Below are 11825 nucleotides of genomic sequence, written 5' to 3'. Positions count from 1 at the left end.
GACCGTGCTTTCTCCCAGGTGTGTGCTGGGTGATAAGCGAAAGTCATCGGGTTGCCGCCCGGTGGCTTTCTTCGTTTTTCATTGTCTTTCCCTGACTCTAAATGACACCGGTGTTATTTACTAGCCATGACACGCGAAAAATATGCCTTTTACCTGCGGTTACGTATGGCTAGACATATGGCAAGCTATACGTAACCGCGTTTCAGCTGCACAGGGCTGTCTGCGCAGATTTACCATCACGGGACTTTTCCCAGTTCAGGCTGCGCATATTTACGCATACAACGAAAGCGGTTGCGCAGATTTACCACACACTCTGCGCTGATTTACCGATACGCAGAAAAAGCGTGCGCAGATTTACCCATACGGTGGCGAATTATCCAGAGCAATAGGTATACAGCAATACAGTAATACAGGTGCCATAAACCTGTATTACTGTATTGCTGTATGCCTGTAAACCTTTATTTATTGTTGTGGACGTATTCTTCGAGGTAGGTGCTAACAATCTCGCGGATGGTCACGCCTTTTTGGGCGGCGATGACTTTAAGTTCTGCGTGAAGGTCGCGGTCGATTTCAATCGTCATCTTCTTGACGTAGTCGCGGCCTGTGGGTTGGTGGAATGCGCTTCGCACTGTTTTCTTCTCGGCTGCTGGAGTTAGCTTCGTGGCTTTTTTCATTGAGGTTCGCGGGCCTTGCTGCGCCCTGGCGCGTTCTTTACTGGTGCTCATTTCATCATCTCCATGAGTTCGTCGGCGACGTGGTCGTAGCCGTGCATGTCGGGGCCTGGGCAGTATCCAAACGCTAGGTGCATATCTTCGCGTAGCGGGATTTCGGTTTTAAAGTGCGGCATGTGTTCCGCGTCGAGCGCTTCTCGTGCCGCGTCAAGGGCGCTGGTGCCTTTCCTGGCGAACGTCAGTAAGACTGCATGAGGTGTTCCGTTGACTGCGTCGCGCAGCTCCCATACTCGGGAGAGGTCGGCAGCAGCAGAACGGGTCGGAAGAATGATGAAGTCGCTGACTGCGATTGCTGCTTCGATAGCGTTCTCGTCTCCTGGCGGCACATCGATGAACATGAACTCATCGTCTCCGACGAGCGCTGCTTGCCTATCGACGCGCTTGGGGATGGACAGCTCAACCTCAAACGGTAAAGGATCACCTCCATCCTCTGCGCGTTCAGACCATTCCAGTGCCGAGCCCTGCCGGTCTAGGTCGGTTACGGTCACGGTCTTTCCTCGGTGGGCGAAAACCGTGGCAAGAAACATCGTTGTGGTGGTCTTGCCAACGCCGCCTTTGGCGTTAATGGCGGTAATGATCATGGCTTCTCCTAGGTGTATAAATCATTGCCCCTACCACTTTACAGGTTTAAGTAAATACTGCTTTACAGGTTTACAGTAATACATTTTTACAGGTGCCTGTAAAGACAAAAGAGCAGGCAGATAGCACTTTTATTTTTCTTTATCGTCAGACTCGGCAGAAAGTCCAGCAAGCATGATGCGGTAAAACTCGTTTTCAATGCTCTTTTCTTCGAAGTCCGCAGCGACGTGTTCCCAGTGGTATCCCTCCAATTGGGGCAGCATCGCTGTTACTGCCATCTTGAGGTAGAAACCACGACTGCGTCCGGTGCGAGCACACAGTGTGTCTAGGCGCTCGATGATGTCCTCTGGCATGCGTACAGATACCACGCGCCCGGAGGGGTGGGGTCCTTGAACCATTGACGTAAGTCCTTCCCTTGCCTGTCGTAAACATTGTTTACGTACTGTCTTTGGCAGTCCTACTCTTTTTCTCGTGAGCGTTATTTGCTTTCGTAAACATTGTTTACCATATGTCCGGAGTCCACAAGGGCGCGCGAAATTTTCTACAGTTCCGGGCTGTCGTTCTCCGGGGTGTCATCGAGCCAGTTGTCTTGGTCGCTGTCGTAGTCGCTATCTGTGGCGGCTTGCTGGTGGAACCGGGCGAGCATCTCATCATCTGCGGTGGTACTAATACCGAGTGAGTCGAGGACGTCCAGGGTGTTCTGTAGCGCCTGCTCGTCGCTGCGTTGGGAGCGCAGTTCGTCTAGCTCGGTCTTAAGCTGGCGAATCGGATCTGTAAAGCTGTCGCGATAGTCCACGGCCTGGTCATAGGATGCAGCTACCTTGTCGCGCACGGTGATTGCTTCGTCTAGGAGGGCCTGGTCGTTGTTGCCGTGGCGTAGCCTGCCGAAAAAGCCCCTCGAGTTCTTCGTGTCCTCGAACTCGCGCACTACAGCATCTTGCTTGGAATACTGCTGTCCGAGCTGTTCAACCTGCTGGTTAGCCTGGTCGTACTCACCACGCAGCGTCTCAAGCTGAGTGTTTACCCGTTCTATCTCGGCATCGATACGCTCCACGGCGTCATTGGACGGTGTAACGCTGTACTCGTTGCCTGATTCCGGTTCTGGCACCTCATCGGCGTTGTTGGCCTGGGCGCGAGCATGGAAGTCAGCAAAGCGCGCTTCGCGTTTAGCGGCAAAGCTGCGCATGTACTCACCCATGTCGGTGCCGAAAAACGGGTTATCGGTATCCGTTTGGGAAGGCTGGTTGACGAGTTTGGTCAGCTCCCAATCCTGCTTGGCCTGCCCAAACAGCGCCTGGGGTGTCTTATCGCCTTGCTCGCGCATTCCTGCGGACACCAGCAGGTCGCGGGCGTATTCGTCAGACTCACGACGGATAATCTGGCTCACCTGGCCATGCCCGGTCTCGGTATCTCCCGGCTGGGTCTCGGCGATATAGAGGAAGTTGCCCTCACGCCCACGGGTCATAGGAACGTAAACACTGGACTTATCTAGGTTGCCCACACCAGCAACAACGCGGGCCACATCCACGGTCGCGCCTTGGGAACTATGCCCAGTAGCGGCATAGCCCAGCTGGGTGTGTTTATCGAGGTAGTCGCGGTTTAGTGTCACAGTGGCTAAATCATCATCACACCGTCGGGCCGTAATGGAACCGTCTTTCCCGATGGAATCAACGACCCAGCGTTGACCATTGCGGACAACATCGCCGTTGCTGGTCACCAACTTCGCATCGTTGCGACGAGTCAGGATGACATCACCGACACCGGCTGTCAGTCCATCGGACAGACCTAGGCGGTGCTCAGGGTTAATCTCGCCGCGCTCGGCGCGAATCTTCTGCGCCGCAGCATTGAGCGCAGTGACCTGGTCGCGGGTTGCTGCAACCAGCAAGGACTGCTTTCCTGCGGCAGTATCATCACGCCACCCGGCCAACGCATCGTCCATCATTGCCGTAACCGATCCTGCGTGCAGGCGCTTGTTCTGCATGTACCACTCGGCGGCACGAGAAACGTCTGCTTCCTCGCCACCGCGCAGCCACTTCGATGCTTCACGCTCACCCGCATCACGCTGGCGGAACACCTCGCGTAGCTCAACGGCATCAGGCAATTCATGAGACAAGGTAGCCAGCAAGCCAGAACGAGCTTTCACCGCCGAGTATTGTTCTGGGTCTCCCACAAAGACCACGCGCGCGCCGGCAGCAGTGGCAGTCTCCAGCACACGGATCGTATCGGGGTTAGACACCATACCGGCTTCATCAACAACCACAACGGTGTCCCGGTTCCAGCCCAGCTTCACCGCTGTATGCTCCGGTATCAGATCGTCTGTGCCAACAAAAGCACGCGCAATCGTCATGGATTCATCAGCCACATTCTCACCGACCATCACATCCGCCGCCTTGCCGGTGGGAGCTAGACCAATAACATGCTTGCCCGCCATATTCCATGCGTGATGTGCAGATTTAAGTGAAGACGTTTTACCGGCACCAGCCGGTGCGACCACCACAGAAGCCAAATAGTCAGAGCCGACAACCGCGCGCATAGCATCAGCCTGCGCAGGCGAAAGCTCACCCTCAACCGGTTGAATCGACTCGGCGGTAACCCCGCGCTCCACGCGCGCGGTAGCCATATCAACGCCACGTTCAACCTCGTCGACCACCTCGACAGTGGTGTACTTCTGCGAACCTTCACGCTGGGTACTATCCAGCTCGCGGGACTTCTCCGGGGTCACCGACCATGTACCGTGCGCAGCCAACGCAGCATCAACCAGCCCCTCAACCGTAACCGTCATATCCTCCGGGGATATGGCACCGGGGCGGATAAGTTCTGCTACTTTCTCGGCTACATCAGCGCGGGTAAACGTGGAGCGTTCTGCGGCAACTTCCGCCAAAATTTGGGACGGTTTCGGCAAGAAATCCTCGGAAGATTCACGCGCATCTGCTTCATTTTTCGGCTCAAGTCCGGCCACAAACTCACGCACCTGCGCGCCGTGTTCAGCACGCGCCCACTCGATTTCCAACTCCTCTAGTGGGGTGTCGGTGTCCTTGGTACGCCGGGTAATTTTCTGCGCGATACGCTCATAGGCCGCACGGGTTTCAAGCCCATTGTCGGCCTGCCACTGGTCGATTTCACGCGCCCTGGTCGAGTACGACGCAATCAATTCTGGGTCATCAAGACCGACAATTTCAGCGCATCCATTGACCACGTCGCCGAACTCCACGCCGAGTTTCTGGCTCAAGATTTCACGCACCGTGGCTTGATACACCATGCCTGCCGCGCGCGCCTCATGGTACAAACTCACCCCATCGAGCGTGCGAACTTTGCCGTCTCGGCATAGCTGTTTATTCGCCAACAACACGTGTGAATGCACGTGCGGGTCGCCCGCACGTGAAGTGCGGTGCTCGTATTTCACGCCCGAAATACCCGCCAACTTTTCAACGACAAGACGTTTTCCGGCCGGCTCTTTTACTTGCTTTCGCGTGTAGCCGGCATGCTCCGACAAGTAATCCAGCGCCTGGGATACTGCCGCCTGGTGGGCCTCATCGACGATGCCACGCACGTCAGAATCTGCACCCATACCCCACAACAAGGAGACAGATTTCGGCGCACAAAAAGTCAGATCGAAGCCTGGAACACTATCCTTTCGCGGAGCATTTCCAAGCCCCGCACCGCTCGGAGCAACCGCCTTATTGAACCAATTCTCAACCGTTTTTCCCGACACAATCGCACCGTTGTCAGTGCCCAAAAATGCCGAAACCTCGGAGAGTTTTTCACCCCGAAGCCACACCGAAGCCGGTTGCTTTCCGTCCTCGGAATAGTACGAATCCGGCCCCCGATTCTCATCAACCGTGGACTGATAATAGGCCACGGAATGTGCACCCATCTTCGCGATAGTCAGCACGCCGCCACCTCCTGTCAATCACCACGGCGACCACCTGGACACCCCATTGGGCAACTTGTTGCAAATGTACCATGAAACTGGGCGCGCCAGCGAGCATAGGTCGCGGTCAGGGGCTGCTGGGTTGACCCAGGCGGTGTCGCCGATTTCGGCGGCGGCATGGGGTTCGTCGGCGGTGACGGTGCGGGTGTAGGTGAAGATGGTGCCGACGACGACCTCGCCCGGTTCGTTGGCGGCGGGAGCGTCGAAGGTGCCGAGTTTGTTGAGGCTCTCGGCGTCGAGGGTGAGGCCTACTTCTTCGGCAACTTCGCGCAGGGCGGCGTCGACAAGCGCCTCGCCCGCCTCGGGCTTGCCGCCGGGCAGTTGGTACTTGGTGGAGGACTTCTTGCGCACGGTAAGCACGTGGCCTTGTGGGTTGCGGATGACGACGGCTGCTACTTCAATCATGGCTGCTGATTGTAGGCGGCCTAGAGCAGCGGCAGGAGCACGAGGGCGAGATTGAGTGCGATGACCAGCGCGGCAAGCGTCCAGCCCACGGCCATAGACCAGGGTTTCGCGGCGAACTCACCCATGACGTCCCGGGAGCCGGCATAGCGGAAAAGCGGGATGATGGCGAAGGGGATGCCCAGGGAAAGAAGTGCCTGGCTGACCACCAGTGCCATAGTGGGGTCGACCCCGCAGCCGATGATGACCAGCGCCGGGATGAGCGTGACCAGGCGGCGGACTAGTAGGGGGACCTTGATGTGAAGCAGGCCGTCCATGATTTCGGAGCCGGCGTAGGCGCCCACTGACGTCGAGGCGAGGCCGCTGGCCAGCAGGCCGATGGCGAAGAGAACGCCGGCCAGCGGGCCGAGGTGGCTGGCAATCGCCGTGTGGGCCCCGGAGATGGTCTCTGTGCCGTCCACGCCGTAGAGGGCCGAGCCCGCCAGGACCAGCAGGCCCACGTTGACGAGCCCGGCGATGGACAGCGCCACGGCGATGTCCGCGCGGGTGCCGGCCAGCACGTGGGGGATTTCCAGGTCGGGGTAGCGCTGCTTGGTCAGGGAGGAGTGTAGGTAAATGGCGTGCGGCATGACGGTGGCGCCCAACATGGAGGCGGCCAGCAGGATGCTGTCCTTGCCCTCTAGGCGGGGGATGAGGCCGCCGGCCACGTCGGCGGGGTCGGGCGGGGCGATGGCGAGGCCGGCAAGGAAGCCGATGCAGATGACCAGGAGCAGGCCGATGACAAGCCCCTCGAACCACTGGTTCTTCTTCTGGAAGATGAGGAGAATGATGGAGACCGCGCCGATGATGAGCGCGCCCGCGAACAGGGGGAGGTTGAAGAGGAGTTGCAGGGCAATGGCGCCGCCGATGACTTCGGCGAGGTCGGTGGCCGCGGCGATGAGCTCGGCCTGGGCCCACATGCCTAGGCGCGCGCGGCGGGAGAGACGCTCGCCCATGATTTCCGGCAGGGAGCGGTGGGTGACTAGGCCCAGTTTGGCGGAGTGGTACTGGATGAACATGGCCATGAGGTTGGCCACGACGAGTACCCACACCAGGAGGTAGCCGTAGTGGGAGCCGGCGCTGATGTTGGCGGCTACGTTGCCGGGGTCGACGTAAGCCACTGCAGCAACGAAGGCGGGGCCGGTGAGGCTGATTAAGGTCTTACGCATAGGCATCTCCATACCAAAAGTTCAACTACTTGAAGTCTAGTTTTCATCGCCATATGTTCAAGCCAGGGGGGTGCTTTCATTTTGTCCTGACCAAGTGTGCGCTGATTTACCCTCACGGACTATTTTCCCAGGTCAGTCTGCGCTGATTTACCCTCACGCAAAATACGCGTGCGCTGATTTACCCTCACGCGTGCGCTGATTTACCCTCACGCGTGCGCTGATTTACCCTCACGCGTGCGCTGATTTACCCTCATTGAGGCAGTTATTCACAGGGTTTAACCTGCACGTTTATCTATTTTCACAGGTGGCTTATAACTATATCCCTGTATCTCTATACCCAGGGGTGATCAACCAACAAAACCGTTCACTACGGGTTACGGTTTAGGCTCCCGCCTCGCCTTGCGGCTCGTTGGGCTGCCGCCCAAATCAATAGATTTGGTTGCCACCAAACACTCCACTACTCAAGGCACACACGCATTCTCACTGCCCCACGAGAAAAGAAAAACAATCCAAAAATAAACCTCTCCCCAATTTCGACGACCTGACACATCCGCCCACTCCCCTCTACGCCCACCAGGGCGTGTCCGGGACACTCCGTAGTGTGGTGGGCATGAACTTTTTCAACCGACTCCGCGAGACTCTCACCCACCTAGACAACGCTCTAGACAACGCTGCCCACCCGCAGGCGGGCAGGCCAGTCTTTGCCGTCATTGACACAGAGACCACGGGGTTTAACAAGCGCTACGACCGCATCATTGAAATTGCCGTCGCCCGCTTTGATGAATCTTTCCGGCTTGTCGACCAGTGGCACACGTTGATTAATCCTGACGGCAAGCAGATTAAAAACTCCCACATCCACGGCATCACCAATGCTGATGTCGCCCACGCCCCCACCTTCCCAGAGGTCTACACCGAGTTCGCCACACGTGTAGATGGGCTGGTGCTCATGGCACACAACGCCCCATTTGATTCCAAGATGATTCTTGCTGAAGCCGAGCGCATCATCCCAGACGGGGAGGACGTGTACTTCCCATTCGTAGATACCATCGCCCTGGCTAAGCAAATGGTGTCCCTGCGCTCCTACAAACTCGCTTCCCTGCTTGACCATGTTGGGCTGAATAACCCGCAGTCCCACGCGGCTATCGCCGACGCGACCGCCACCGGACAGATGCTGAACAAACTTTTCGGACGCGAAGCGGCCAAGATTGCACGCCAAATCATCGACCAGGCCGTCACCTTCAACGCCGCCCACACCACCGGCTGGGGACTACCTTGCAAGCCCACCGCCACACGCCGCTAATCCCGTGCTCTGGCTAGGGGTGCTCCCACATCTCCACAGAGACCGGGTTACGCCCAGCAGAAGCAACCTGACGCAGGTTAATCGTGCGGTAGCTGGCGTACTCCTCCCCTTGCTCTACCGGCATAAGCATCGGCCATAAGCGGCTACTACCAGCAGGAATTAAACCCATAGCAATACCTATAACAATAGGTATAGTGCCGCGTATTACTCGTAGTTCTTGCAGCTGCTGCGCGCGCTGCCTACACTAAAGACGAACAGCCTGATTGTCGCGCACGCAGTCAGACTGGGACATAAAAATAACCCCAACCGAGTACCAGTCGGCTGAGGTTATCGGACCTAAAGGCCCAAGTGAAGCAAGGCGTTAACTAGCTTCACTGTTGCGGTCGCAACGTTAAGGACTCCGCTCACCACGTTAAGGATTGCTGTCCCCGTGGTGGCGGGGTCTTTTTTCTTGCGACCGGGTGTATCCAATGAGTGTCTACCCATCGTCTACCTCCCTTACGTCGTAGGGTCGTCCCCTCGCCTAACAAGACGCACGGAAACAGCCCACGTGAACGCGCGGACCAACCGCGCACCGACGAGGAAGCCACACACCCACGCAAGGCGGGGTGCTTGTGGACCATTAGTACTGTATCAACCGGGTGTGCACACACCCTGAGATTGTGAAGAAGTGCCCTACATCCTGCATTTATTCAAAATCTAAGTGTGGTCATTGACCGTTTAGGGTTATTGGGTGAGGTACTTATACAGTGTGGTGCGCCCAATGCCGAAGCGGCGGGCAACCTCCGCTTTCGGAACCCCCTCGCTCACCCACTCGCGCGCCTGCACTACTTGTTCCTCGTTGAGGACTTTCGCCCGCCCCTTATACACACCGCGCGCCTTGGCTTTCGCGATACCTTCGGCCTGGCGCTCACGAATAATCGAACGCTCAAACTCCGCCACCGACCCGAGTAGACCGAGCATGAGCTTGGCCACCGGACTGGAATCTAATGAATAGGTCTGCCCCTCCTTCAAAAACTTCACGGATACTCCGCGTTCGGCGAGTTCATCGACCAGTCGGTGGAGGTCGATAAGCGAGCGGGCAAGCCTGTCCATGCTCACCACAATGAGTTGATCGCCGGCACGCACATAATTAAGCGCCCCATCTAAGCCGGGGCGCTGGGTAGACGAACCACTCACCGTGTCGGTGAAGACGCGGAAGACTTTTTCCTTCTTCAACGCCGCCAACTGTCGGTCAAGATTCTGGTCTTTGGAACTCACACGCGCGTAACCGATTTTTTGACCCGTAACCACCTCTGGTTGTTCGGGAATGTCTAGAGGTAGTGACGGTTCTGTTTCATTACTCATAAACCCACCCTAGCGAACAGTGAATTAAACACGATGCATGTAATTCCCAAACTGTTCACTTAGCGTATACCCTAGAAAGCTCCTTACTGGGAGAACGTTGTTGGAAGCAGCTGCGGTCTGGCCCACACCGTAAGTAAGTAACGCTTGGACTCTTAGGGAAAGCCACCCAGAGCGTGCCCCTATCATGCACGCGCTGGATGGCTCCCTCTGTGCCAGCGGGGCAACCAAAGGGGCTTACTCGGGAGGGTAAATAAGTTAAGCCCCCTTGCCAGCACTACTGACTAACCAAGAGCATAACCACGCGACGTGGTTCCGCAACAGGAGCGGGACGTTAGTTTTGTTGCGAGTCTTGGTCGCTAAAAAACTCTGCGGCGTCATCGGTAAGCGCCTTCGCGATGTTTATTAGCTCATCTGCGTCGCCTTGCCAGTCACGCACTGCGGGAGTGCCCGGTAGTTGGTTGAGGACTTCGAGAAAGCGGGCGGCGGCGCGCAAAGCGCTGGCCACTTCGTAGCAATCCCCCTCCAGCTTGGCGGGAGAAGTATCAATCAGGCTCAGGTCGCGGGGTTCGTTGTACTCGGTAAGGAAGCTCATGGTCTCGACAATAGGCCGCCCCCGCGACATGAGTGCGGCCTATTCGAACAAGCATTGAGCTAGTCGTTGGTCGGTTTTCTGCTTTCCATTCCTCAATATGGGCAAGCCAGCGCACTTTGAATTCGGTGAGGTTATGGCGGAGGGTTGCGAGGTCTAGGAGAACAGAGGAAGTCATGCTTTGAAGCATATAAGCTGCCCTGCCCCTCAAGGTTTTCTTCAAGTGAGGTTTTATCTAACTGCCTAACGGCAGGGGAACCGTATATTGCTTACGGTATGAGACCCCTTAAACGTCCGGATAGTCACCGCTCTTCTTTAGCTCCGCGACATGCCTAGCAACCGTGGCGCGAGAGACTCCTACCTCTGCCCCTATTTCAGCCCACGTGGGAACTGTCCCTGTCTGGAAATACTGATCGTTCACCATTTGGCTAATACGGGACTTCGTAGATCGTCCTTGAGCCTTTTTCTTACGGTGCGTCTTTTCAAGCTTCGACCTTTGTGCTTGCGCATATTTGCCCTCGGGGTCTGTTTTCCAGCGTTGTGCGGCTTTTTGTCCGCCTCTGCGTCCCATCGTGGCCAAGGCTTTCCGCTCGCTGCTGGTGGCTTTACCTGGTGCGTTAGAGCCGCTGTAGGTCTCGCTCTTGGATTGGGCGACATACCCGCGCACGCGCCTTGCCATGGTTTGGCGGTCGCGCATGGGTGGCATCTCGTTGTCGCGGCCTGCACCGCCGTGGGTGTGTGCGACGTTGTAGGCGTGCTCATAGGCGTCGATGATTGCTGCGTCTGTCAGGCGTTGGCCTTGCTGGCGCAAGCGGTGGCCAGTCTTAAGCGCATGTCTAAAGGCTGTTTCGTCGCGTGCTGCGGTTCCTTGGACAATCCAGAGCACACGCACACCGTCGATAAGTTCCGGGTCATACTGGTCGAGACCACCGGCGATTTCCGCGTCTACGTCCTGGGCGAGTGCTTTGAATGCTTGGGCTTCTTCACGGCGGGTCTTGACCGCGTTGATAAGTTCGCGGCCAGAGCTGAATTGCTGGCGTGGGGTGGGGTTGAACTGGTCGTGTCCTGCCATATCCCTTACCTGCTTTATCAAGTCTCCAAGGCGCATCACCCGGTTGTGCTGCCTATACCAACGATAAGCGGTAGGGGCTTTGCCTGTGTAGAACGGGTTGCGGCTAAAGCGGTGGGAAAAGTGCGGGTCATGGTCTAAAAGCTCACCCAGCACACGCGTGGTTGCTGCAAGAAGCTTCATCTGCGCAGATTTACCGTTACGGTCAGCGTAGACAGGGTCAATAAGCCATATGAACTGGGCTTTGCCGTTAGTTGGGTTAATACCCACCCAGGCTGGCCCGACGCTATGAGTAATCAGTGAGCGCACCACGTCGCGGACGTACGGGTTTAAGTCTGCGGGGTCACCGCCTGCGGTACCTACTTGGTCAACGTCTACGACCAGGACGGCGGCGTACTGCTTGGTGGTGAGCATGGCGTACTCGCACCGTCCTAAAGCATCAGTCTCGAAGCGATACATACGCGGCGAGTTCGTGCCGTCAGCGTTGCGTCGATAGGCCTTTTTAAAGTCTCGTGTGACTGAACCGTGGAGTACATCGCGGCCTAGATGATCGCGTAAAAGGTCGCGGTCACTGGCAGATGCTGGGGTGTTGTCCAGTCCACCACGGTCGCGCTCGACGCGGGTAGGTGTTTTAGTGTGCGCATTCTGCGCATGAGTCTGTAAACTCAT

11 protein-coding genes are annotated in these 11825 nt (G+C 57.0%); 1 reads left to right on the top strand and 10 read right to left on the bottom strand.

All coding sequences use genetic code 11. The features are described from left to right. Window positions 1–458 precede the first annotated feature (458 nt). The 6 genes from L8V01_RS11705 to L8V01_RS11680 form a co-directional block, all read right to left on the bottom strand. On the bottom strand, window positions 459–725 hold the full coding sequence (locus tag L8V01_RS11705) for a hypothetical protein (RefSeq protein WP_011117486.1): 267 nt from the start codon (window positions 723–725) through the stop codon (window positions 459–461). Further along, window positions 722–1312 (bottom strand): ParA family protein, encoded by a 591-nt coding sequence (locus L8V01_RS11700; protein WP_010993829.1) that lies wholly within the window; start codon window positions 1310–1312, stop codon window positions 722–724. Before L8V01_RS11700 ends, L8V01_RS11705 begins: the two co-directional genes overlap by 4 nt. 129 nt (window positions 1313–1441) lie before the next feature. Beyond that, entirely contained in the window at window positions 1442–1708 is a 267-nt protein-coding gene (locus L8V01_RS11695; protein WP_011117485.1) for a ribbon-helix-helix domain-containing protein, read from the bottom strand. Between the two features lie 143 nt (window positions 1709–1851). Next, a complete protein-coding gene (gene mobF / locus L8V01_RS11690; protein ID WP_011117484.1) occupies window positions 1852–5202 on the bottom strand; it encodes a MobF family relaxase in 3351 nt (1116 codons plus the stop codon). An 18-nt stretch (window positions 5203–5220) separates the two neighbouring features. Further along, window positions 5221–5646 carry an NUDIX hydrolase gene (locus L8V01_RS11685; protein ID WP_011117483.1) on the bottom strand — a complete coding sequence of 142 codons (426 nt, stop codon included), beginning with the start codon at window positions 5644–5646 and terminating at the stop codon, window positions 5221–5223. Window positions 5647–5666: 20 nt separating this feature from the next. Next, window positions 5667–6851, bottom strand: coding sequence for an Nramp family divalent metal transporter (locus tag L8V01_RS11680; RefSeq protein ID WP_011272788.1), 1185 nt, complete (start codon window positions 6849–6851; stop codon window positions 5667–5669). A gap of 610 nt (window positions 6852–7461) precedes the next feature. Between L8V01_RS11680 and L8V01_RS11675 the strand changes: the two genes are divergently transcribed. Further along, window positions 7462–8151 (top strand): 3'-5' exonuclease, encoded by a 690-nt coding sequence (locus L8V01_RS11675; protein ID WP_023022049.1) that lies wholly within the window; start codon window positions 7462–7464, stop codon window positions 8149–8151. Window positions 8152–8164: 13 nt separating this feature from the next. On the opposite strand, the gene L8V01_RS11670 is transcribed toward L8V01_RS11675, so the two are convergent. The 4 genes from L8V01_RS11670 to L8V01_RS11655 form a co-directional block, all read right to left on the bottom strand. Further along, on the bottom strand, window positions 8165–8320 hold the full coding sequence (locus L8V01_RS11670; RefSeq protein ID WP_023022048.1) for a hypothetical protein: 156 nt from the start codon (window positions 8318–8320) through the stop codon (window positions 8165–8167). Window positions 8321–8877: 557 nt separating this feature from the next. Further along, window positions 8878–9498: a recombinase family protein gene (locus tag L8V01_RS11665; protein WP_023022028.1), complete on the bottom strand. Its 621-nt coding sequence runs from the start codon at window positions 9496–9498 to the stop codon at window positions 8878–8880. A gap of 331 nt (window positions 9499–9829) precedes the next feature. Next, window positions 9830–10090, bottom strand: coding sequence for a hypothetical protein (locus L8V01_RS11660; protein ID WP_148086566.1), 261 nt, complete (start codon window positions 10088–10090; stop codon window positions 9830–9832). A 283-nt stretch (window positions 10091–10373) separates the two neighbouring features. Then, window positions 10374–11825 (bottom strand): replication initiation protein (locus L8V01_RS11655; protein WP_010993828.1); only part of this gene is annotated, 1452 nt, incomplete at its 5' end.

The sequence above is a fragment of the Corynebacterium curieae genome (genome assembly GCF_027570035.1).
Classification (GTDB): domain Bacteria; phylum Actinomycetota; class Actinomycetes; order Mycobacteriales; family Mycobacteriaceae; genus Corynebacterium; species Corynebacterium curieae.
The sequence above is the reverse complement of the archived record's forward strand: the minus strand, read 5'-3'. Positions and strand labels throughout refer to the sequence as shown.